Annotated in this window: 16 protein-coding genes; 10 read left to right on the top strand and 6 right to left on the bottom strand. The window is 70.5% G+C overall.

The window, feature by feature from the left end; all coding sequences use genetic code 11:
• Nucleotides 1–69: 69 nt before the first annotated feature.
• The 6 genes from AA23TX_RS05345 to AA23TX_RS05370 all read left to right on the top strand — a co-directional run bounded on the left by AA23TX_RS05345 (nucleotide 70) and on the right by AA23TX_RS05370 (nucleotide 7,234).
• On the top strand, nucleotides 70–1,221 hold the full coding sequence (locus tag AA23TX_RS05345) for a 4-hydroxybenzoate 3-monooxygenase (RefSeq protein ID WP_155541465.1): 1,152 nt from the start codon (nucleotides 70–72) through the stop codon (nucleotides 1,219–1,221).
• Nucleotides 1,222–1,449: 228 nt separating this feature from the next.
• The gene (locus AA23TX_RS05350; RefSeq protein WP_155541466.1) at nucleotides 1,450–3,069 is read left to right on the top strand and encodes an FAD-dependent oxidoreductase; all 1,620 of its coding nucleotides are present in this window, start codon (nucleotides 1,450–1,452) and stop codon (nucleotides 3,067–3,069) included.
• 48 nt (nucleotides 3,070–3,117) lie between these two features.
• Complete coding sequence (locus tag AA23TX_RS05355; RefSeq protein WP_155541467.1) at nucleotides 3,118–4,173, top strand: LacI family DNA-binding transcriptional regulator; 1,056 nt, start codon at nucleotides 3,118–3,120, stop codon at nucleotides 4,171–4,173.
• 73 nt (nucleotides 4,174–4,246) lie between these two features.
• A complete protein-coding gene (locus AA23TX_RS05360; protein WP_230862350.1) occupies nucleotides 4,247–5,536 on the top strand; it encodes an ABC transporter substrate-binding protein in 1,290 nt (429 codons plus the stop codon).
• Nucleotides 5,533–6,417: a carbohydrate ABC transporter permease gene (locus AA23TX_RS05365; RefSeq protein ID WP_155541468.1), complete on the top strand. Its 885-nt coding sequence runs from the start codon at nucleotides 5,533–5,535 to the stop codon at nucleotides 6,415–6,417. The genes AA23TX_RS05360 and AA23TX_RS05365 overlap by 4 nt, the downstream gene beginning before the upstream one ends.
• Entirely contained in the window at nucleotides 6,407–7,234 is an 828-nt protein-coding gene (locus AA23TX_RS05370; protein ID WP_155541469.1) for a carbohydrate ABC transporter permease, read from the top strand. The genes AA23TX_RS05365 and AA23TX_RS05370 overlap by 11 nt, the downstream gene beginning before the upstream one ends.
• Before the next feature lie 1,805 nt (nucleotides 7,235–9,039).
• On the opposite strand, the gene AA23TX_RS05380 is transcribed toward AA23TX_RS05370, so the two are convergent.
• Nucleotides 9,040–10,944 (bottom strand): sensor histidine kinase, encoded by a 1,905-nt coding sequence (locus tag AA23TX_RS05380; RefSeq protein ID WP_155541471.1) that lies wholly within the window; start codon nucleotides 10,942–10,944, stop codon nucleotides 9,040–9,042.
• Nucleotides 10,934–11,629 (bottom strand): response regulator transcription factor, encoded by a 696-nt coding sequence (locus AA23TX_RS05385; RefSeq protein ID WP_155541472.1) that lies wholly within the window; start codon nucleotides 11,627–11,629, stop codon nucleotides 10,934–10,936. The genes AA23TX_RS05380 and AA23TX_RS05385 overlap by 11 nt, the downstream gene beginning before the upstream one ends.
• A gap of 158 nt (nucleotides 11,630–11,787) precedes the next feature.
• Between AA23TX_RS05385 and AA23TX_RS05390 the strand changes: the two genes are divergently transcribed.
• Complete coding sequence (locus AA23TX_RS05390; protein ID WP_230862351.1) at nucleotides 11,788–14,922, top strand: GH92 family glycosyl hydrolase; 3,135 nt, start codon at nucleotides 11,788–11,790, stop codon at nucleotides 14,920–14,922.
• A 53-nt stretch (nucleotides 14,923–14,975) separates the two neighbouring features.
• On the opposite strand, the gene AA23TX_RS05395 is transcribed toward AA23TX_RS05390, so the two are convergent.
• Nucleotides 14,976–15,836, bottom strand: a complete 861-nt coding sequence (locus tag AA23TX_RS05395; RefSeq protein WP_155541473.1) for an esterase/lipase family protein — start codon at nucleotides 15,834–15,836, stop codon at nucleotides 14,976–14,978.
• A gap of 115 nt (nucleotides 15,837–15,951) precedes the next feature.
• Between AA23TX_RS05395 and AA23TX_RS05400 the strand changes: the two genes are divergently transcribed.
• The 3 genes from AA23TX_RS05400 to AA23TX_RS05410 all read left to right on the top strand — a co-directional run bounded on the left by AA23TX_RS05400 (nucleotide 15,952) and on the right by AA23TX_RS05410 (nucleotide 18,080).
• Nucleotides 15,952–17,064, top strand: coding sequence for a PucR family transcriptional regulator (locus AA23TX_RS05400; RefSeq protein ID WP_155541474.1), 1,113 nt, complete (start codon nucleotides 15,952–15,954; stop codon nucleotides 17,062–17,064).
• Nucleotides 17,065–17,163: 99 nt separating this feature from the next.
• Nucleotides 17,164–17,655, top strand: coding sequence for a hypothetical protein (locus AA23TX_RS05405; RefSeq protein ID WP_155541475.1), 492 nt, complete (start codon nucleotides 17,164–17,166; stop codon nucleotides 17,653–17,655).
• A gap of 8 nt (nucleotides 17,656–17,663) precedes the next feature.
• Complete coding sequence (locus AA23TX_RS05410) at nucleotides 17,664–18,080, top strand: hypothetical protein (protein ID WP_230862352.1); 417 nt, start codon at nucleotides 17,664–17,666, stop codon at nucleotides 18,078–18,080.
• Here AA23TX_RS05410 and AA23TX_RS05415 read toward each other — a convergent pair.
• The 3 genes from AA23TX_RS05415 to AA23TX_RS05425 all read right to left on the bottom strand — a co-directional run bounded on the left by AA23TX_RS05415 (nucleotide 18,077) and on the right by AA23TX_RS05425 (nucleotide 23,191).
• Nucleotides 18,077–19,702: a DUF885 domain-containing protein gene (locus AA23TX_RS05415; protein ID WP_155541476.1), complete on the bottom strand. Its 1,626-nt coding sequence runs from the start codon at nucleotides 19,700–19,702 to the stop codon at nucleotides 18,077–18,079. The two genes, AA23TX_RS05410 and AA23TX_RS05415, sit on opposite strands and share 4 nt — an antisense overlap.
• 75 nt (nucleotides 19,703–19,777) lie before the next feature.
• The gene (locus AA23TX_RS05420) at nucleotides 19,778–22,369 is read right to left on the bottom strand and encodes a glycoside hydrolase family 3 protein (protein ID WP_155544269.1); all 2,592 of its coding nucleotides are present in this window, start codon (nucleotides 22,367–22,369) and stop codon (nucleotides 19,778–19,780) included.
• Nucleotides 22,370–22,657: 288 nt separating this feature from the next.
• Nucleotides 22,658–23,191: an Lrp/AsnC family transcriptional regulator gene (locus tag AA23TX_RS05425; protein WP_277875372.1), complete on the bottom strand. Its 534-nt coding sequence runs from the start codon at nucleotides 23,189–23,191 to the stop codon at nucleotides 22,658–22,660.
• Nucleotides 23,192–23,211: the final 20 nt, after the last annotated feature.

The following is a 23,211-nucleotide window of genomic DNA, read 5'->3' on the forward strand; positions in this document are numbered from 1 at the left end:
GAGAATATCGTGGTGGCCGCCGAGGTGGGTGGCTCATGCTCGGGCTCTCGTCGCGTGAAAGGAACTGCCGTGCGCACCCAGGTCGTCATCGTCGGCGCCGGCCCGGCCGGGCTGCTGCTGTCCCACCTGCTCGGCCTCGAAGGCATCGACTCGGTGCTCGTCGAGCGGCAGACCGCCGAGCACGTCCAGGCGCGCATCCGCGCGGGCATGCTCGAGGCGGGCACGGTCGAGCTGCTGCGCTCGGTGGGGCTCGGCGCCCGGCTCGACGTCGAAGGCATGGAGCACCGCGGCATCCACCTGCAGTGGCCGGGCGAGCGGCACCACCTGGACTTCGTCGACCTCGTCGGCCGGTCGGTGACGATCTACGGGCAGACCGAGATCACCAAGGACCTCATGGTGGCGCGGGAAAAGGCCGGCCACCCGGCGTACTACTCGGCGTCGGACGTCGCGCTGCACGACGTGACGGGCTCGCCGTCGGTGACCTTTGTGGACGCCGACGGCGCGGCCCAGCGGGTCGACGCGGACGTCGTCGTCGGCTGCGACGGGTTCCACGGGCCGAGCCGGTTGTCGATCCCGTCGTCGCAGGTCTGGGAGCGGGCGTACCCGTTCGCGTGGCTGGGTGTGCTGGCCGACGTCGCGCCGTCGGCCGACGAGCTGATCTACGCCTGGCACCCGGACGGCTTCGCGATGCACAGCATGCGCTCGCCGCGCGTGAGCCGGTTCTACCTGCAGGTCGCGCCGGACGAGGACATCGCCGAGTGGAGCGACGACCGGATCTGGACGGCGCTGGCCACGCGGCTCGCCTTTTCCGGCTGGACGCTGGAGACCGGCACGATCACGGAGAAGAGCGTGCTCCCGATGCGGAGCTTCGTGACGACGCCGATGCGGCACGGAAACCTTTACCTGGCCGGGGATGCGGCGCACATCGTGCCGCCGACGGGCGCGAAGGGGCTGAACCTGGCGGTGGCGGACGTCGCGCTGCTGGCCCGCGCGCTGACGGCGTCGTTCCGGGGCGACGACACGCTTGCCGACGCGTACTCGGAGACGGCGTTGCAGCGGGTTTGGCGATGCACGCACTTCTCGTGGTGGATGACGTCGATGCTGCACCGCCACGGCGACGACTTCGACGCCCAGCTCCAGCTCGCCCAGCTCCGCCGCACCGTGAGTTCGGTGTCGGCGGCGACCGAACTGGCCGACAACTACTCCGGCATCCCCCTGTAACCCGTGACGGAAGGGTCGACTCGCGTGATCAGCGGGGCATCACGCGTGTCTGGAGGGGCATCACGCGTGATTGGAGGGGCATCGCGCTGATGCCTGCTCAATCACGCGTGATGCCCGCCCAGTCACGCGTGATGCCCCTTAGCGCACAATCTGGCTCTTGACGTCCGGGCTTCCTCCAGCGCACCATACCCGCGTAGTAATTCGAATTATCAGCGCCGGGAAGGCTTCATGAGGGAACTGGACACGGAGATTCTGGTGGTCGGCGGGGGACTCGGCGGGGTCGCCGCCGCGCTGGCCGCGGCGAGCCACGGCCGCCGGGTCGTGCTCACCGAGGAGACCGGCTGGCTCGGCGGGCAGCTCACCGCGCAAGCCGTGCCGCCGGACGAGAACCCCTGGATCGAGCGGTTCGGCTCCACCCGCACCTACCGCGACCTGCGCGCGGGCATCCGCGATCACTACCGCCGCCACTACCCGCTCCGCGCCGAAGCCGCGAAGCGCCCGGAGCTGAACCCCGGCGCTGGGCGCGTCAGCAAGCTCTGCGGCGAACCCCGGGTGGCGCTGGCCGTCATCGAGGCCATGCTCGCGCCGCACGTCAGCGCCGGGCGGATCCACGTCCTCCGGAACCACCGGCCGGTCGACGCGCACACGACGCACGACCGCGTCGACGCCGTGGTGCTCGAAAGCGGGCAGGACAAAGTCACCGTCAAGGCGCAGTACGTCCTCGACGCCACCGAGAACGGCGACCTCCTGCCGCTCACCGGCACCGAGCACGTCACCGGGGCGGAAGCCAGGAGCACGCACGACGAGCCGCACGCGCCCGAGGAAGCCGCGCCGGCCAACCTCCAGGGCATCACCTACTGCTTCGCGGTTTCCCACCACGAGGGCGAAAACCACGTGATCGACAAGCCGGAGATGTACGGCTTCTGGCGCGACTACCAGCCGGACTTCTGGCCTGGCCCGCTGCTCGGCTTCGTCGCGCCCGACCCCCGGACGCTCGAGCCCGTCAAGCGCACCTTCGTCCCGAACCCGCCCGGCGACCCGCTGGCCGTGAGTGCCGACCAGAGCGCCGACGCCGGCGACAAGGAACTGTGGGCCTTCCGCCGCATCCTCGCCCGCAACCTGCACACCGACGGCGCCTTCGACTCCGACATCACGCTCGTCAACTGGCCCCTCAACGACTACTGGCTCAAGCCCGCGCTCACGATCCCCGGCCACACCACCGAAGCCGACGTCGAAGCGGCGCACCACGAAGCCAAGCAGCTGAGCCTGTCCGTCCTGTACTGGCTGCAGACGGAGGCCCCCCGCGCGGACGGCGGCACCGGCTTCCCCGGACTCAGGCTGCGCCCGGACGTCACCGACACGAAAGACGGCCTCGCGAAGTCGGCGTACGTCCGCGAAGCGCGGCGCATCAAGGCCGTCACCACCGTCACCGAACACGACGTCTCCGCCGAGATCCTCGGCGTCGACGGCCGCGTCCGCCGCGAAGACGCCGTCGGGGTCGGCAGCTACCGGATCGACCTGCACCCGTCGACCGGCGGGGACAACTACATCGACGTCGCCAGCGTCCCGTACGAGATCCCGCTGGGGGCGTTGCTGCCCGTCCGCACCAAGAACCTCCTGCCCGCCGGCAAGAACATCGGCACCACGCACATCACCAACGGCTGTTTCCGCCTGCACCCCGTGGAGTGGAACATCGGCGAGGTCGCCGGGCTGCTCGCCGCGTTCGCCATCGGCGAGGGCGTCGAGCCGCGGGCAGTGCGTGAAGACCCACGGCACTTCGAAGACTTCGCGCGCGTGCTGGACGCCGCCGGGGTGGAACGCCGGTGGCCGGAAGTGCGGGGGTACTGATGCGGCCGCCGGTAGAGTCCAGGCGAACCGCACGGGAGGGAGTCACGGATGACGGCGGGTTCGGGCCGGGTCACGCAGGCCCAGGTGGCGCGCCTGGCCGGCGTCTCGCAGGCCGTCGTGTCCATGGTCCTCAACGGCTCCGACAGCCTGCGCATCACCCCCGAGACCCGCGACCGCGTGCAGCAGGTGCTCCGCGAAACCGGGTACACCGTGGACATCATGGGCCGCCGGCTGCGCGGCGGGACCAACCAGATCCTCGGCGTCTTCACCTACGAGTCGGTGTTCCCGTCCGGGGTGGCCGACTTCTACCGGCCGTTCCTGCTCGGCATCGAGGAGGAGGCCGAGGAACAGGGCTTCGACCTGCTGCTGTTCACCAGCGGTGGCCGCCGCGACGGGCGCCGCCGCATCTACGACCAGGGCACGAACCGCCTGCGCATCGCCGACGGCTCGATCCTGCTGGGCCGGCACAACGACCCCCAAGAGCTCGCGCAGCTCGTCGAGGAGCAGTTCCCGTTCGTGTTCGTCGGGCGCCGCGAGTCGCCGACCGGGCCGATCAGCTACGTCGGCGCGGACTACGTCACGGCCACCCGTGAGGTCCACGACCGGTTGTGGGCGCTCGGGCACCGCCGGATCGGCCTGCTCAGCGTGACCGAGGAGAACGAGCCGACGCTCGATCGCCGCAGCGGGTACGAAGCGGCGGCGCGCAAGCGGCGCCGTCCGCCGCTGGTGTTCCTCGAGGAAGACCCGGCGCCGGCGTTGCGGCAGGCGCTCGACGAGGGCGTCACGGCGCTGCTCGTCGAGAGCTTGGCGATGGCCGACGGCCTCTTGGCCTGCGCGCACGAACTCGGCCTGGGCGTGCCCGGCGACCTGTCCATCGTGGTGCTCGGGGACGCCGACCCGTCGCAGCAACCGCACGCGCACGCCGTGCCGAGCACTGGCACGGACTGGTCGATGTTCCGCATCCCGCGCCACGAAATGGGCGCGCACGCCGTGCGCGTGCTCGTCGGGCTGCTGAAGAACCCCCAGCCCCGCCAGCTGCTCCTGCCGTGCACGATCCACGAGGGCGCCACCACGGCAAGACCCTCCACAACAGACTCCCGCTGAGGCCGAACGGCCTGTTGACAGCATTCCAGGCGACGCTTACGGTCGCTGCTAATTCGAATAACCAGGAGGCATCGTGGCCTACCGGAGAATCCGGCTGCTCGCCGCGGCCCTGTCCGCCGTCGCACTGGCTTCGACGGCGTGCTCGGGCGGCGCCGGCGACGACAAGGACGTCGCCCTGCGCATGACGGTCTGGACGACCGACAAGAACCAGCTCGCCCTCTTCGACTCCATCGCCGCCGAGTACCGCAAGGCCCACCCGGAGGTCGCGTCGGTCAAGTTCGACGTCGTGCCGGGGGACACCAGCGCCTACTCGGCCGCGCTCACCACCCAGCTCTCCGGCGGCAACCCGCCCGACCTGGCGTGGATCCTCGAACGCGACGCGCCCGACTTCGTCCAGTCGGGAGCACTCACGAACCTGAAGCCCACATTGGACGCCGCCGCCGGCTACAACGCGGGTGAACTGGTCCCGTCCGCCACGAAACTGTGGACCAAGGACAGCGGCCTCTACGCGTACCCGTTCTCGACGTCGCCGTTCGGCATGTTCTACAACAAGAACCTGCTCACCCAGGCGGGGATCACCGAGACGCCCGACCAGCTGCTCGCGAGTGGACGGTGGACCTGGGACGCGGCCAAGCAGATCGCCACCCAGGTCGCCGCGAAGGACACCGGCAAGGCCGGCCTGGTGATCCGCGAGTTCGAGTACAAGCAGTGGGTGCTGCTGGCCTCGGTCTGGCGCGGCTTCGGCGCCGACGCCTGGGGCCCGGACGGCAAGTCCTGCGGGTTCACTTCGCCGGAGATGACGTCCGCGATGACGTTCCTGCACCAGGCGATCTTCACCGACAAGGCGCTGCCGGGTCCGGGCACGACGGCGGACTTCTTCGCCGGGGAAAGCGGCCTGACCATCGCGCAGATCAGCCGGGCCGGGCTGCTCAAGGCCAAGCCGTTCGAGTGGGGGATCGTCCCGCTGCCCGCCGGGCCGAAGGCGGCCGCGCAGGTCATCGGCCAGGCCGGGATCGGCGTCCCGGTGAAGGGCAAGCACGCCAAGGCGGCGGCGGACTTCCTCGCCTTCTTCACCAACCCGGCCAACTCGGCGAAGCTCGGCCAGTACTTCCCGCCGGCCCGCGACAGCCTGCTCAACGCGGCCACCCTGGCCAAGGCGAACCCGCTGTTCAGTCAGGAACAACTGCAGAACGTCGTGGTCAACGGGATCAAGACCGGCGCCGTACTGCCGTCGCACACCGGGAGCGCGCGGATCGCCTCGCTCGTCCAGTCCGCTTTGGACCCGATGTGGAAGCCGGACGCGAACGTGCCCGCCGCGCTGGCCGGTGTCTGCCAGGCGATCGACCCGGCGCTGAGCCGATGACGTTGACGTCGAAGAAGCGCGACGAGCTCGCGGGGTGGCTCTTCATCGCCCCGCAGGCCCTCGGCTTTCTCGCCTTCGTGGTGGCGCCGCTCGCCGCGGTGGTCTGGTACAGCTTCCAGGACGTCAACCTGCTGGCCGGAACGTCGGCGTTCGCCGGCGCCGACAACTACGCGAAGCTCTTCGACGACCCGACCGCGCCGAAGGTCGCCCGCGCCACGGCGATCTTCTGCGTCGGCCTGGTCGTGCTCAACCTGGCGCTCGCGCTCTCGCTGGCGTTGCTGCTCAACCTGAAGCTGCGCGGCACCACGGTGTTCCGGACGGTCTTCTTCTCGCCGGTGGTCGTCACGCTCGTCGCGTGGACGATCGTCTGGAACTTCCTCCTGCAGGACAACGGCGGGATCAACGCGCTGATGCAGACGGTCGGCATCGACGGGCCGAACTGGCTGCGCGGCAACGGCACCGCGATGCTGTCGGTGATCGTGGTGCAGGTGCTGAAAAACGTCGGGCTGAACATGGTCCTGTTCCTCGCCGCGCTGCAAGGCATCCCGCAGTCCATTGTGGAGGCTTCGCAGCTGGACGGGGCCGGGCCGTGGCGGCGCTTCCGCTCGGTCACCCTGCCGATGATCAGCCCGACGACGCTGCTGACGGCGATCATCACCGTCGCCGGCGCGCTGCAGGTGTTCGCGCAGATCCAGGTGCTGACCCTCGGCGGGCCCGCGGACAGCACCAACGTGCTGGTGTTCTACTTCTACCAGCAGGCTTTCGCCAACCACGACCTCGGCTACGGCTCCGCGCTGGCGGTCGTGCTGTTCCTCGTCATCCTCGTGCTCACGCTGCTGCAGTGGCGGATGCGGAAGCGGTGGGTGTTCCATGAGTCGTAGGGCCAAGATCGCGACCTATGTCGTGATGGTCGTGCTGGCCGTGCCGTTCGTGTTCCCCACCTGGTGGATGATCACGGCGTCGCTGCTGCCGGCCAACGAAGTTCTCGCGTACCCGCCGAAGCTGTTCCCGAACCAGCCGCAGTGGGAAAACTACAAGGCCGCGTTCACGGACTTCCCGTTGGCACGGCAGTACTTCAACAGCCTCTACATCGCCGTGCTCGTCACGCTCGGCACGATGTTCTTCTCCTCGCTGGCCGGCTACGCGTTCGCGCGCATCCGGTTCCGCGGCGAGAAGGTGTTCGGGCTCATCCTCATCGGGCTGATGGTGCCGAGCGAGGTCACGATCATCCCGCTGTTCCGGCTGGTCGACGACCTCGGGCTGACCAACACGCACTGGCCGCTGATCGTCGTCCCGATCTTCGGCGCGCCGAGTGTGCTGGCGACGTTCGTGATGCGGCAGTTCTTCATCACGATCCCGGGCGAGCTCGAAGAAGCGGGCCGGCTCGACGGCCTGTCGCGGTTCGGGCTCTACCGGCGCGTCGCTATGCCGATCGCGAAACCCGCGTTGGCCGCGGTCGCCATCTTCACGTTCCTCAACACCTGGAACTTCTTCCTGGAACCGCTGGTCTACCTGACCGACAAGGACATGTTCACGCTGCCGGTGGCGCTGACACAGTACGTCGACGTCTACGGCGGCCACCTCTGGAACGTCCAGCTCGCCGCCGCGACCACCACGGTCGTGCCGGTCCTGGTCGTGTTCATCATCGCGCAGCGCCAGTTCGTCGAAGGGCTCGCCCAGAGCGGCCTGAAGGGCTAGGAGAGGTCGTGAGTGAGAAACAGGGTTAGAACACTGTTTCTCACTCACGACCACAACCCCAGGAGGCAGTTGTGATCGATCGCAGAACCTTCCTCGGCGGAGCCACGGCCGCCGCGGCGCTCGGCATCGTCGGTGCCGGGACCGCGTCCGCCGCGGTACCCCCGCCGGTGGGCCCGTACCCGCCGCTCGCCCCGCTGCCGCCCGGTGCCCCGGTGCGGCGGCTCTTCACACCCGCGGAGCAGCGCTTCGCGCCCTACCTCGCCATTTTGCCGGGCATTGTCAACGATGTCAGCACGGATCCCGCCACCCTGGGGTTCTTCGGCGGCGGCTGGTGGCGGACGCCGAGCGAGCCGTACAACGCCCGCGTCCAGGAGCACGTCTACACGCTGAGCTGGTTCTACGCGAACCGCCGGCCGTGGAACCCGTACTACCTCGACCCCGCGCTGCGGAACCGGCTCGACGCGGCGATCGCGCACTACCTGAACCTGCAGCACGCCGACGGCTCGTTCCCGGAGTACTCGATCACCGAGAAGTCCAAGGCCGCCACCGGGTTCGGCCTGGGCTACCTCGCGAAGACCCTCGCCAACCTGCGTCAGGTCAACGCGCTGCCCGCCCGCCGGGCCGACCTCGAAGCCTCGCTGCACCAGGGCATGACGTGGTTCCTGAACCCGGCCAACCCGATCTGGGTCCACCCGATCGAGTACGCGAACCAGAACACGTCCGGGCTGTCGTCGTCGCAGCTGGCGCTGAAGCTGAACCCGGACGCGGTGCTCTCGAAACAGCTGCGCGACCGGATCGAGTTCCTCGCGGCGAACGGTCAAAGCCCGGCCGGGTTCTTCTACGAGCCGACCGGGATGGACGTCAACTACAACTTCGAGGTGATGCTCCCGGAGCTGGCCGAGATCCACGCGCTGACCCGCAACCGCACGGTCGTCGGCATGGCCCGGAAGTTCGCGGACTGGTTCGGCTACAACGTCGTGCGCGAACCGGACGGCTCGGGCTCGCTGACCTACGTCGCGACGTCGAGCCGCACGCACGTGGCCTACTACGACGACGTCATCCCGGATCCCGACCGGACCAACCTCGCCTCGCTGTTCGTCCCGGAGGTGCCGGATCTGGCCGCGTTCTTCACCACGCGGGAGGACCGGGCCGAGACGCGCCGGCAGTGGGCGAAGGTGCCGGGCCCGGCGATCGGACCGGCCAAGCAGGACACCTCGCCGCGCATCCTGGCGCACGTCTCGTACGGCGAGGCGTTCCCGTCGCGCGGTGAGAAGCACGCGTCGATCCGGCAGCTCCCGTACCTGCGCTCGGACGACTTCGCCGTCCAGCGCCGGGACACCGAGCTGAACCAGGCCTACGTCTACGTCCGGCGTCCGCAGCTGTACCTCGCCGGGTTCTGGGGCACGCGGCCGTCGACCTACGTCCGGGGCGCGCAGGGCATGCTGTGGCACCCGCGGGCCGGCATGGTCGTCCACTCGCAACAGGACGACACGCAGTGCTGGGCCAGCCTGCTCCCGAACGGCACCCCGGACGCCCGCGGTCTGCTCGACGCCACCTACGCGATCGGTGACCGGGTCTGGGACGGCAGCCGGAAGGTGCCCGGCGCCGCGCCGGTCGTCGTCCGGTACGGCCTGGACACCCGGATCCGGACGGACCTGACGATCACGCGCGACACGGTCACCCGCGCGGTCCGGGGCACGACGCCGCTCACCGAGCAGATCCCGCTGGTCCTGCACCCGGGCGACGACGTGCGGTTCGCCGACGGCACGCCCGTCGCCCACGGTGCGGACGCGAGCGCGACGGCGTCAGGGCTGACGATCCGCCGCGGCCGCACGACGATCACGATCGGCTGGGGCACTGCCCTCGCCGTCACCGTCACCGCCACCGCCGTCACGTTCCTGCGCGACGGCGCCCGGCGGCTGCACGTCCTGCGGGTCCCGCACCCCGGCACCCTCACCACGGAGATCCGGCTTCGGTAGCCGGACGGTGAACGTCGAACCGGAGTCCACTTCGGACTCGACGTCGATGGTGCCGCCGTGCGCCCGGACGAGGTGCCGCACGATGGCGAGGCCGAGCCCGCTGCCGCCGGTCTGGCGGCTGCGGGACTTCTCGGCCCGCCAGAACCGGTCGAACACGTGCGGCAGGTCCTCGGCGGCGATGCCGGTGCCGGTGTCCGCGACGGCGATCACCACCTCGTCCACAGTGGACGAGACGTGGATCGTCACGCGGCCGCCGGCCGGCGTGTGCCGGACCGCGTTGGTCACCAGGTTGGAGACGATCTGGCGCAGCCGCACCGGATCGGCCTCGAACCCCGTCTCGCCGTGCGCGGAGACGGTGAGCGTGACGCCGGCCGCGGCGGCCCGGTCGGCGTGCGCGGCGGCGACGTGGCCGGCCAGCTCGGCCGCGTCCACCGGCTCGGGGTGCAGCCGCAGCCGGCCGGCGTCGGCCGCGGCGAGGTCCTGCAGGTCCTCGACGATGTGCTGCAGCAGCACGGTTTCTTCGAGCAGCGACGCGCTCAGCGCGCGGTCGAACGGCAGGTGGCCGTCCTCGGCGGCCTCCAGCCGGCCGCGGATGACGTTGAGCGGGTTGCGCAGCTCGTGGGCGATGTCGCTGACCATCGCCTTGCGCTGCTCCTCGATGCGTTCGCGGCGGGCGGTGAGGTCGTTGAAGGCGGCGGCGAGGTAGCCGACCTCGTCACGGGACTTCACCGGTGCCGGCCGGTCCTGCTGCGCCGCCTCCGTCAGCGCGCGCAGCGGCCGGGCCAGCCGCCGCGCGACCAGCACGGTGATCGCGGCCGCCAGCAGCAGCACGCCGCCCGTCACCGCGAGGATCCGCGTCAGGTTCTCCTGCGACAGCGTGAACGTCGGCAGCGGCGACCCGCTCGGCCCGAGGGTGAACAGCAGCGCGGGCGGCGCGACGAACGACGTGAGCTGCTCGCGGCGGGCCGAGTCGACGCAGGCACGGCTGGGGCCCTGGTCGACGACGGCGACCGCCTCGAAGTCGAGCCCGAGCTTCACCGGCTCGGCGCCCTGGGCCTGGAGGCAGCGGTTCACGGCTTCGTCGAGGCTCCGGAGCGCGGCCGACTCGGTCGGGGTGGCCTCCGCGAGGTCGTAGATCCCGCACTTGGCCGCGAAGTACTGCGCGGCCAGCGGGTCGAGCCCGGTGAGCTGCGGCCGGCCGTTCGCCGTGTCCCGCACCTGGCTGGGAAAGCCGAACTCCGACAGGCAGGCGGCCGCCTTCCTGGCCAGGCCGTCGAGGTCGGCGCGTTCCTGCGCCGGCAGCCGGAACGGACCCACCGCGCGCGGGTCGATGCCGCTGGTCCCCGCCTGGGGCAGCAGGACCGGGTCGACGTGCAGCGGGTCGACCGACGCGGTCGCCTTCACCGGCAGGGTGACCGGCGCGCCGCCGGAGTCGCCCAGGACGCGGCGGTCGAGCGTGGTCAGCACGATCCGCCGGCCGGTCTGGTCGGACAGCGTCTTCAGCTTCGGCCCGACCTGGTCCCAGGTGTGGTTGACCGCCGCGAAGCCGAGCACTTCGGTGTAGATGGTCGCGTCGCCGGAGAGGGCCTGGCCCTGTTCCTGCTGGATCGCGCGGGTGGTGGTCTGCACGGCGAGCCACGCGGTCGCGGCGATCGAGCCCAGCGCGATCAGCAGCGAAACCGCCGTCAGCCGGACGACGAGACTGCGCCGGAGCGGGAAGCTAGGCGTCATCGTCCGCCGTCAGCTTGTACCCGACACCGAACACGGTCCGCAGGTAGACGGGGTTCTGCGGGTCGGGCTCGAGCTTCTTGCGCAGGTTGAGCACGTGGACGTCGATGATCCGGGTGCTGACGAACCGGTCGTCGCCGCGGGTGAGCTCCAGCAGCTGACGGCGGGTGAACACCCGGCCCGGCTGCCGGATCAGCGTCTCGAGCAGCTGGAACTCGCCCGGGGTCGTCTCGACCGGGCGGCCGTCGATCGACACCTCGTGGCGCACCGGGTCGAGCCGCAGCGCGCCGGCGCGCAACGCCGTGTCCGGGGGTTCGCTGCGCGCGGCCGTGCGCCGCAGCAGCGTCCGGACGCGGGCCATCAGCTCGCGCGGGCTGTAGGGCTTGGTCAGGTAGTCGTCGGCGCCGAGGTCGAGGCCGAGGAGCAGGTCGTCCTCGGTCGCGCGGGCGGTGAGCATCAGCACCGCCACGTCGGACTCGCCGCGCAGGATCCGGCAGACGTCGAGACCGTCGACCTTGGGCATCATCACGTCGAGGACCAGCAGGTCGGGCCGGTCGCGGCGGGCCTCGTCGAGGGCCGCCCGGCCGTCCGGGGCCAGCACGACGGTGTGGCCCTCGCTCTCCAGGTACAGCCGGAGCACTTCGGCCTGCTTCTCGTCGTCCTCGGCGACCAGCACACGTGCGCACACGGCGTCGAGGTTAGGCGCCCTCACCCGGTCGTCACCCGATCCTGACCGGATCTTCATACGTTGAGGGCACGAGCCAGGTCTTTGTCAAAGTGTTGACCCGGGGCTCCGGCACAGGCAAAGGTCGGATGACAGGTCGGTCAGGCTCTGGGAGGCACCGGGTGCGGTTCAGGTTCATGGCGGCGCTGGTCGCGACGGCGGTGATCGGGGCGCCCGCTGTCGCTTCAGCGGCTCCGACAACGATGTCATCGCTGGTCGGAGACCCCTCCGCGTACGTCGACCCGCTGATCGGCACGGGCCGGGGCGGCAGTTCGGTCGGCGAAATCAACAACTTCCCCGGCCCCGCGGCGCCGTTCGGGATGATGCAGTTCTCGCCGGACACCCAAGGCGCGTACGCCGGCTACCAGTACCACTCCGACCAGATCCGAGGTTTCAGCCTCGACCACGCCTCGGTCGGCTGCAACGCGTTCGGTGACGTGCCGATCCTGCCGGTCACCGGCGACGTCGGCGGCGCGCCCTGGGACCGCGTCGAGCACTTCACCCACGACGACGAGCAGGCCGAGCCGGGCTACTACGCCGTGACGCTCGCCGACTCGAAGGTCCGGGCCGAGCTGACCGCGACCACGCGCACCGGGCTCGCGACGTTCGCCTACCCGGCCGGGTCGACGCCACAGGTGCTGGTCAAGGGCGGGGCCAGCCTGGCCGGGAACACCGCCGCCACGCTGAAGATCACCGGTGACCGCGAGGTCAGCGGCTCGGCCACCACCGGCAACTTCTGCGGCAAGGGGAACCACTACACCGTCTACTACTCCATCACCTTCGACCAGCCGTTCACCGCGCACGGCACCTGGGACGGCTCGTCCGTCAAACCGGACACCGACAGCGTGGACTCGCCGCGGGCGGGCGCGTACCTGACGTTCGGTTCGGAAACCGTGCACGCCAAGGTGTCGATGTCCTACGTGAGCGTCGACGGCGCGAAGGCCAACGCGGCCGCGGAGGTGCCGGACTTCGACTTCGCCGCGGTCCGGAAGTCCACTCGCGACCGGTGGACGCAGGCGCTGGGCAAGATCCGCGTCGCGGGCCGGGACACCGCGCAGCTCAAGACGTTCTACACCGCGCTGTACCACTCACTGATGCACCCCAACACCTTCGACGACGTGGACGGGCGCTATATCGGCTTCGACAACCGGATCCGGACGTTGCCGAAGGGGCGGCACCAGTACGCGAACTTCTCCGACTGGGACACCTACCGCTCGCTCGCGCCGCTGCACGCCATGCTGTTCCCGAAGGAAGCGAGCGACATGGCGCAGTCGCTGACGAACGACGCCGTGCAGGGCGGCTGGTGGCCGCGCTGGCCGATGGCGAACGGCTACACCGGCCAGATGACCGGGGACAGCTCGGTCGCGCTGATCTCGAACCTCTACGCGTTCGGCGCCCGCGACTTCGACGTCAAGACGGCGCTGAAGTACCTGGTCAAGGGCGCGACGTCGGTCGACGACACGCCCGGCGCGTACCAGGAACGCCGGGGGATCGCGGACTACGTCGCTCGCGGGTACCTGCCGAACAACGACGCTTCGCGTGGTGACCACGCCCGCGTCGGCGCGTCGATCACCCTGGAATGGGCGATCGACGACTTCGCCATCGCGCGGTTCGCGCAGGGCATCGGCGACCGCGACGTCGCGCGCGAGTTCACCAAGCGCGGCCAGAACTGGCAGAACATCTTCAACCCGGCGACCGGCTACCTCCAGCCGCGCGCGCAGGACGGCCGGTTCCCGGACGGCCCGGCGTACGTGCCGCCGCCGCCCGGCAAGTTCGGCCAGGACGGCTTCGACGAGGGCAACGCCGCGCAGTACACCTGGCTGGTGCCGCAGGACCCGGCCGGTCTCGTGACGGCGATGGGCGGGCCTTCGGCGGTCGCGACCCGCTTGGACACCTTCTTCCAGAAGCTGAACGTCGGCCCGAACGAGCCGAACATGTGGGCCGGCAACGAACCCGACTTCGGCGTCCCGTTCCTGTACAACCACGTCGGGCAGCCGTGGAAGACCCAGCAGGTGGTCCGCGAGATCGCCACGACGCTGTTCAGCGCCACCCCGGACGGCGAGCCGGGCAACGACGACCTCGGCGCGCAGTCGTCGTGGTACGTCTGGGCCGCGCTGGGCATCTACCCGGCGACCCCGGGCACGCCGGACCTGGTCGTGGCGAGCCCGTTGTTCGAGCGTGCGGTGTTGTCCCTCCCCAATGGACGGACGATCGACATCCACGCGCCGAAGGCCCCGGCGACGTACGTCCACGCCCTGTCGCTCGACGGCCGGGACTGGGACCGCACGTACCTGCCCGCGAACACCGCGCGCGACGGCGGCCGGCTGGACTTCTCGCTGGCGTCCACTCCGGACAAGCGATGGGCGGCGGACTCGACGCCACCGTCCTATCGGGACAATGAGAAGCCGTTCCTGGCGTCGGCGACCAACCAGGTCGTCGTCGAGCCCGGTACCAGCGGTTCGTTCACGGTCAGCGGGCAGCGGCTCGGCGGGCACGACCGGGTGCTGGACGTGTCCACGCAGGCGCCGGCCGGAATCACGGTGACCGGGCCACGGCAGCTCCGCCTCGACGACCGGACCGGCGGCGGCACCGCGAAGCTGAGCGTGTCGGTGGCGGCCGGGACCCCCGAGGGCTACTACCAGGTGCCGGTGACCGTACGCGGTGGCCCGACATCGGTGCCCGGCTCGGTGATCGTGCTGGTCGCGCCGCGCGGTGGGCTGGCGGCGGCGTATGCGAACGTCGGCATCTCCGACGACGGCGACACGGGTTCGGCGGACATCGACGGCGCCGGGAACAGCCTGTCCCGGCAGGCGCTGGCCGCGGCGGGCCTGGTCGGCGGGAAGCCGTCGCAGGCCGTGGGCACGACGTTCACCTGGCCCGCCGCGCCTGCCGGACGGCCGGACAACGTCGTCGCGGCCGGGCAGACGATCCAGGTGAGCGGGACCCGGCTGTCGTTCATCGGCACGGCGTCCAACGGGGACCACCGCGGCACCGCGACGGTCACCTTCACCGACGGCACCACCGCGCAGGCGGACCTGTCGTTCGGCGACTGGGTCTTCCCGGGCGGCGGCACCGATCCGGTGTTCGGCAACACGCTGGTGGCCCGCACGGACCACCGCAACCAGCCGGGCGGACAGGGCGGCGGGGCGTCGGTCTACGCGACGGCGCCGTTCGACGCCCCGGCCGGGAAGACGATCGCTTCGGTGACCTTGCCGTCCGATGCGGACCTGCACGTGTTCGCGATCGGCCTCGGCTGAAGCGGTCGTGAGTGAGAAACAGTGTTCTAACCCTGTTTCTCACTCACGACCGGTCAGCCGGGTGAGCCCACCGCGCAGACCGCGATGGGTGTTGCGTGGGCGGGGTCCAGGGCGTTGCGGACCAGGTGCCAGACGTTCAGGTCGTAGGCCTCGCCGATGTGGCCGACCGGGTCGAACGGGCACGAGTCCTGGACGTAGCGGTTGTGCACGCCGGGCTCGCGGATGAACGACGTCTCGGTCGGGGTCACCAGCTCGTCGTAGCGCGAGGTGATGATCGTGTAGTCGATGCCGGGCTGGGCGACCGGGCCGGTGTTGAGCGCGACGATCGCGGCGCCGCCGTCCAGTTCGTCGGCGAAGATCGGCAGGCCGATCGTCTTGACGATGGTGTCCCAGGTGGACTTGCCGAGCACCGTGTAGGCGAGCGTCAGGAGGCCGGACGCGTTGGCGCCGTGCGTCGGCGGGGCGATCGCGACGACCTTGCCGATCTCGCTCTGGATGCCCTGCATCTTGGCCAGGTAGATCGACTGGAGGCCGCCTTCGGAGTGGCCGACGACGTCGACCTTGGCCGCGCCGGTGGCCGCGCGCACCTTTTCGACGAAGTTCTTGATCTCCAGCGACGACTCCGCGACCGGCTTCAGCCCGCCGACGAACGGGAACTGCGGGTAGGCGCCGTAGGTCAGCGAGAACGTGCAGTAGCCGCGGGCGGCCAGGTCGGCCTGGAGGAAGTTGAGGTCCTCGTAGTAGGTGGCGAAGGTGCCGTGGAGCAGCACGACCGGGTTCGGGTGGGCCGCGCCCGGCCGGCAGCCGAAGTCGTTGTTCCCGCCGCCGGCCGCTTGGGCCGGCGCCGCCGCGCCCAGCGCGAGCAGGCTCGCGATCCCGAGCCCGGCCAGCCATCGTTTCGTTCCCCGCCCCATTGCGAAGTCCTTTCGTCTGGTTGCTCTGCACAGCATGCGCGCCTTGATCAACGCTGTCTGCTGGCAGAACGCGCAGAAACTTGCCGACGGCGTTTGTGCATGGTGACAATGTGGCATGGATCCGGTGGCGCAGCTGTTCCCTCGATCGGGTGAGATCGCGGCCGCGATGATCGCCCGGTGCGCCGCCGAGATCCCGGCGTACCGGCTGCTCCCGGCGACCGTGCTGGAGGGTGACCTGGTCGCCAACGCGGCGGCGGTGTTCGAGCTGTTCCTGACCACGGTCGCCGAGGACCGGCGCCCGACGTCCGAGGAGCTGTCCCTGCCGATCGCCTGGGGTGCCGAACGCGCCCGCGACGGCGTGCCGCTGGAGGCCGTGCTGAAGATCTACCCGCTGGCCGCGAGCGTCGCCTGGGAGCTGGTCGGCGGCGACCGCCTGGCGCTGGGCGCCCGGATGCTGGACTTCCTCGGCGAGGTGATGCCCCGCGTGGCGCAGGCGTACCTGCGCGAGCGCGACGACCTCGACTGGGAGCACCGGGAGGACCGGCAGAACCTCGCCGCCAGCCTGCTCGCCGGCCGGCCGGTGCGCCACCGCGAGCTGGCCGAGAGCTACGACGTCGTGGTGTTCCACCTCCCGGCACTGCCCGCCTCCGCGGGAACCCGGGCGGCGACGGACCTCTTCCGCGCCGTCCGGTCCGGTGTGGACAGTCAGGTGCTGGTGACGTTCAAGGGTGACGGCGGGGTGCTGCTCGTGCCGGACGGCGTCGCGGCGGAGGCCGTGGCGGCCCGCGTCGACGAGATCTGCGGCCGCCGCTGCACCGCGGCCGCGGCGCGGGCGGCGACCCGGGCGGACATCCCCGCCGCGCATTCGGAAGCCGTGGAAATCCTGGCCCTGGCGGAGAACCTGAGCCGACCGGCCCGGCTCTACCGCCTCGCCGACCTGGCCATCGAGTACCAGCTCGCGCAGCCGGGCCCGGCCCGGGAAGCGCTGGCCCAGGTGCTGGCCCCGCTCGAAGAGCACCCGCACCTGATCGACGCGCTGCGCGCGTTCGTGACGTCGGACTACAACCGCGGCGAAGCGGCGACGGCGTTGACCATCCACCGCAACACGCTGACGTACCGGCTGGGCCGGATCCAGCTGATCACGGGTTACGACGCGACCCGCCCCGCGGACGCCCGCCACCTGGCCGCCGCGATGACGGCTTACGACATCGTGCGCAAGAACGGGTGAATCCCACGGGATAACGCTTGCGTCGCGTTCTCGCGAATCCGTTGCGGATCCGGCCGGGCGGCCGATTCCAGAAGGCGGAGACGGAAGAAGTTGATTCCCATGAAAGCCGCAATTCTCGTCGCCGCCCTGGTTTCGGTGTGCGCTGCCGCTTGTGGAACGCCGGTCGTCGGTGTGCCGGTACCGGTTCAGGTCGCCGTGACGCCGGCGCCGACGACCAGCACGACCGTGGTCGCCGTACCCGCGGCGCCGCAGACGGTGTACGTCCAGCAACCGCCGGTGTACGTCGCACCGGCCGACACCGCGGAGGCGCGCACCGTCGTCGCGTACTACGACGCGATCAACCGCCGCGACTTCGCGACGGCGTGGTCGCTCGGCGGCAGCCGCATCGCCGGCGGCGGTGGATACACCAAGTACGTCAACGGTTTCGCGACGACGTCGTGGGACACGGTGACCGTCACCGACGTCCGGGGAAGCACGGTCTCGGTCGTGCTGTCCGCCCTGCAGGCCGACGGCACCACGCGGACTTTCTCCGGCACCTACACCGTTTCCGGCGGAGTCATCGCCGGCAGCCACATGACCCGGACGAAATGAGCCCACCCATGCGCCTCTTCCGCGCCACCGCCGCCCTGTCCGCCGTGCTCGCCCTCGCCGCCTGCGGGGTTCCCGTCGCCGGGAACGCCGTCCCCGCCGGGATCCAGACCGTCGTCACCACCGCGCCGAGCACCCCGACCGTCACGGTCTCACCCCCGCCGACGCAGACGGTGACCGCCGTCGCGCCGCCGAAGTCGTACGTCCCGGCCGGCAGTCAGTGGTACGCCCAGTCGAGCTGGATCTACGCCCAGCCCTGGATCACCATCACCCCGGGCGTGAACCAGACGCCGTGCCAGTGGCTGCGCGCCACCGGGTACACCTATCCGCAGGCCTTCGCGGCCTGGGCGCAGAACGGCTACCCGGCGAGCTGGTCGGCCACCGGCGACGGCTACCCCTGCCAGAAGTCCTACGGCATGCAGCACTAGCCGGCCCAGGCGCGGACCACGTCCCCCAGTACCTTCAGCGGCAGCGGGCCGCCGCCGAGCACGACGTCGTGGAAGTCCTTGATGTCGAAGGATTCCCCGAGGGCCGATTCGGCGAACCGGCGCAGGCGCAGGATTTCCAGCCGGCCGGTCATGTAGGCCAGCGCCTGGCCGGGGGACTCGATGTACCGGTCCGTTTCGGACTGGACCTCGACCTCGCTCAGGACCGTGTGCGTGCGGAGGAACTCGACGCACTGCTCGCGCGTCCAGCGCAGGGCGTGCAGGCCGGTGTCGACCACCAGCCGCGCGGCGCGCACCGAGTCCTCGGCGACCATGCCGAGCCGCATGACGTCGCTGGAGAACAAGCCCATCTCGTCCGCGAGCCGTTCGGTGTAGAGGCCCCAGCCCTCGCTGTAGGCGGTCACCGGCGCGACCCGCCGCAGCTGCGGGAGGCCGGTCAGCTCCAGCGCCAGCGACGTCTCGAAGTGGTGGCCGGGCACGCTTTCGTGGAACGCCACGGTCTCGGCGATGAACCGGTCGCGCGTGCGCACCTCGTGGGTGTTGGTGAAGTAGACGCCCGGGCGCGAGCCGTCGAGAGCGGGCGGGAAGTAGTACGCCGCGGCGGCGACGGGCGCGTCGGCGTCGGGGACGGCCCGCACGACGCACTCCGCGCGGGGCATCCGGTGGAACCAGTCCGGCGCCGCGGCGGTCGCGCGGGCGACGGCGGCGCGCGCGGTCTCCAGCATCTCCTCGGAGTCGCGCCAGCGGAGGCTCTCGTCGGTCCGCAGCCGGCGGCGCACGGCGGCCGGGTCGGTCAGCCCGAACTCCCGGCCGCCCAGCTCGGCGTACTCGGCTTCGAGCCCGGCGAGCACGTCGAGGCCCAGCCGGTGCAGCTCTTCCGGCGTGTGGTCGGTGGTCGTGTGCATGCGCGCCAACGCCGCGTAGTGCGCTTCGCCGTCTTCGAGCCAGCACAGTCCCGGCCGGTCGCCGGGACGGCCGTTCCCGGCGACCTCGGTGGCGACGAACTCGCGGTAGCGCGCCAACGCCGGCCGGACCACCTCGGCCACCAGCCGGTCACGCCGCTCGCCGCGGCCGCCGGTCAGCGGCTGGGCGAACAGTTCCTCCTGCGCGAGGTAGCGGTCCAGGAACGCGATGGCGTTGCCCACGTTGCGGTCGACCGGCGTCCGTCCCGCGCGAAGCCCGTCCCCTTGGCGTTGCGCCAGCGCCTCGTAGAAGGACGGGAGCGCGGCCAGCCGCGTCAGGTAGTCCTCCTCGGCCCGCTCGCCGGACGGCGCGAGCTGCGGCAGGAAGGTGAGGTGGCTGATCCCGGTCGCGAACATCGGGTCGGCGAAGGTGAACTCGACGGTCCGGGCGTCGATCTGGGTGACTACGGCCTCGGCCTGCTGCACGACGACGCCGAGCGTCACCCGGTCGGCGTCCGCCGAAGCCCGGGCCCGCGCGAGGATGCCGGCGGCCTGCTCGCGGATCTCCCGTTGGGCGTCCTCGCCGGGGTCGGCGAGCTCGGCGTCGTGGCCGGCGATGCCGACGAAGGTCGCCTCGAGCGGCATCCAGGTGGCCAGCACTTCCAGCAGTTCGTCCGCGAGCGCGGTCGCTTCGGAGGTCATCTCCTCATTCTGTCGGCGCCGCCCAGCTGAAACGAGACCGGGCCGGGAGCTTCTCGCCCCCGGCCCGGCCGGTACTTACGTCAAACTCGAACAAGGCCTCGCATCAGGATCCTTCGCCCCGTTGGGCACCCAGCGCACGTTCGCGAACGACGCCTGGAACGCGGCGTCCGTGTACACCAGGAACGGGGTGTTGATGTGCTCGAAGTCCAGCCCGTTGTTGAAGCAGGACAACGGGATCTTCACCGTCGTCTTCGGGCCGCCCGCCAGGTCGGTGAACAGCTTCGTCGCGTTCACCTCCGAGAAGCACGGGTAGACGCAGTGCATGCTGATCACCGTCCGGTTGACCGGCGCCTGCTGCACCGTCGTGTCGAACTCCAGCGCCCCGTCCGCGTTCAGGTAGCTGCGCAGGTCGTTCGTGCCCGCCGTGTTCTGCATGTAGAGCTGGGCCGCTCCGGTACCCGTCCAGGTCGCCTTCAGGCCGTCGCCCTGCACGTTGACGTCCGTCGGGACCGTGTTGATCTCCGGGTGGTCGGCCGTGCCGTCCGGGCCGATCACGGTGCCGCCCCAGTTCGAAGCCGAACCGATCTGGCTGGTGTACGGCGGCACGTCGGTGCGGTCGTAGATCGACAGGTCCTCGGTCGCCGTCCCGCCGCCGCCGGTGGAGCCGCAGGCCGCCGGGCCGGGGGTCTCGTCCAGTTGGCCGATCGTGACGCGCTGGCCGCTCTTCAGGCCGTAGCCCAGCTTGAACAGCGGGTCGTAGTCCGGGGACCACGGGTTGAGCGGCGACTGGCACGCGCTCTTCGGCCACGAGTACGACAGCGTGCCCTGGTAGCCGGTGCCGTCCTTGCCCTTGACCAGCATGTCGGCGACGCCGCCGCCCTCGGTGCCGGGCAGCCAGGCCGCGACGAACGCGTCCGAGCGGTTGATCTCCTTGTTCATGTACAGCGGGCGGCCGCCGACGTAGACGGTGACGACCGGGGTGCCCTTGCCGCTGACCTTGTCCAGCACGGCCAGGTCCTCGGGGTAGAGCTTCGAGGCCTCCAGCGTCTTGCGGGTCAGGTCGCCGACGCCCTCGGCGTACGGCGTCTCACCGATGACGGCGATGACGGCGTCGTAGCCCTTCGGGTCCACGCTGCCGGTGGCGTCGAACGTGACGTTCGCGTCGCCGAGGTCCTGCTTGATGCCGGTCAGGATCGAGGTGGCGTTCGGGAAGTCGGCGTTGGTGTTGCCGGTGCCCTGCCAGCTCAGCGTCCAGCCGCCGGTCTGGTTCTGGATGCTGTCGGCGCTCTTGCCGACCACCAGGACCTTCGACTTCGGCTTGAGCGGCAGCACGTTGCCGTTGTTCTTCAGCAGCGTCTGCGACGAGCGGGCCGCGTCACGGGCCAGCCAGTTGTCCTTGAGCGCCTCGTCGGAGTTCGCGTAGGAGCGGTCGGACGGCTTCTGCGACTCGAACAGGCCGTCACGGAGCTTGACGCGCAGGATGCGGGTCACGGCGTCGTCGATCCGCGCCATCGGGATCTGGCCGTTCTGCACCTGGGCGACGGTGTTGGTGATGAACGCCTTCCAGTCGGCGGGCACCATCACGATGTCGACGCCGGCGTTGATCGCCTGCGGGCACGAGGAGTTCGTGCAGCCGGTGACCTGGCCGATGCCGTTCCAGTCCGACACGACGAGGCCGTCGAAGCCCATCTTGCCCTTGAGGATCTGGTTGAGCGCCTTGTCGCTGCCGTGCAGCTTGCCCTCGTTGATGCCGAGGTCGGCGTTGGTCCAGCTGTTGAACGACACCATGACGGTCTGGGTGCCGGCGGCGAGCGCGCCGTAGTAGCCCTGGCCGTGGATGTTGATCATGTCGGCCTCGGACGAGGGGTTGACGCCCTGGTCCTGGCCCTTGATCGTGCCGCCGTCGCCGATGAAGTGCTTGGCGGTGGCGATCACGCCGTTGTAGCCGATGCGCTTGGTGGCGCCGTCCTGGAGGCCGTCGATGGCTTCGAAGCCGTAGGAGCGCGTGATGCGCGGGTCCTCGGAGAAGCCTTCGTAGGTGCGGCCCCAGCGGTCGTCCTGGACGACGGCGAGGGTGGGCGAGAAGGCCCAGTCCTGGCCGGTGGCGCGGATCTGCCGGGCGGTCGCGCCGGCGATGTCGCGCACCAGGCACGGGTCGTGCGCGGCGCCGAGCCCGATGTTGTGGGGGAACACGGTCGCGCCGTAGACGTTGTTGTTGCCGTGCACCGCGTCGATGCCCCAGAGGACGGGGATCTTCGTGCGGCTGGTCTTGGAGGCGTTCCAGTAGGCGTCGGCGAGGTTCAGCCAGTCCTGCTGGGTGGCGTGCTTGTTGCCGCCGGGCCACGCGCCGCCGCCGTTGAGGACCGTGCCGATGGCGTACTGGCGGACCTCGTCGGGGGTGATCGAGGTGATCTCGGGCTGCGTCATCTGCCCGACCTTCTCCTCGAGGGTCATGCCCTTGAGGATCTGGGCGATGCGCGCCTCGTCGTCGGCCTTGCCCTTGAACCGGCTGTCGACCTTGGGCCAGTCCGCCAGGGTCGGCAGGGTGTTCTCGATCTTGGCGCAGCCGTTCTTGTCCTTGGCGGGCTGGCCGATGACGGGCTGGGCCGGTGCGTCTGCTTGGGCCGGCGTCGCGGTGGCGACCCCGCCCAGCAGGCTCAGGCTCATCAAGGTGACGAGCGAACTTCGACGCGCACGGGACCACGCGCGTGATCTTCTGGCCATGGTCTGGTCCATTCTGCGGTGAACGGCGGCGGACCGGCCGATCCTCACCGGGCGAAGGGGACGGCGTCAATAGGTTTCGAGCTGGTTATTTCTCGACATAAAATAAGAGTCGCCCGGAGGGCGGCCACGCCTAGCCGGTGCGCCGGTGAAGGTCAAGGGCACTGCCGGGCAAGGGTTTTGCCTCGCCGTCGGCGAGGTGCGTCCGTGCGGGTGATCCCGGCGGCGTCCGGCTCAGTGCAGGACCGAGCCCGGCAGTTCCTCGAAGATCAGCCAGGTCCGCGTCGACCGCACACCCTCCAGTGCCTGCAGCCGCTCCAGGACCACGTCGCGCAGTGTCGTGTTGTCCGGCGTCCGGACCAGCAGCAGGATGTCGAAGTCGCCGCCCACCAGGGTCACGTGGTCGACGTACGGGATCTTGTGCAGGTCGGTCGCCATCGTGCGCCACGACGTCTGCTCCACCGTCACCATGATGTACGCCGACGTGCCCAGGCCCGCCCGGCGCGGGTCGATCCGCGCGCCGAAGCCGGTGATCACGCCCTCCGCCATCAGGCGTTCCAGCCGCGTGTACGCGTTCGTGCGCGAGATGTGCAGCTTCTCCGCCAGCGCCCGGATCGCCAGACGGCCGTCCGCGGACAGCTCCGCCAGCATCGCCCGGTCGACCTCGTCGAGCGCCGGGACCGTTCGTCCCGTGAGGCCGCCGCCGGTCGAGGCCGTGAAGGACGTTTGGTCAGCGACTGGCTCCGAAAAAGACCCTTTGTCGCTCATTTCGCGGAACCCTTGAACAC

The organism is Amycolatopsis camponoti, assembly GCF_902497555.1.
Classification (GTDB): Bacteria; Actinomycetota; Actinomycetes; order Mycobacteriales; family Pseudonocardiaceae; genus Amycolatopsis; species Amycolatopsis camponoti.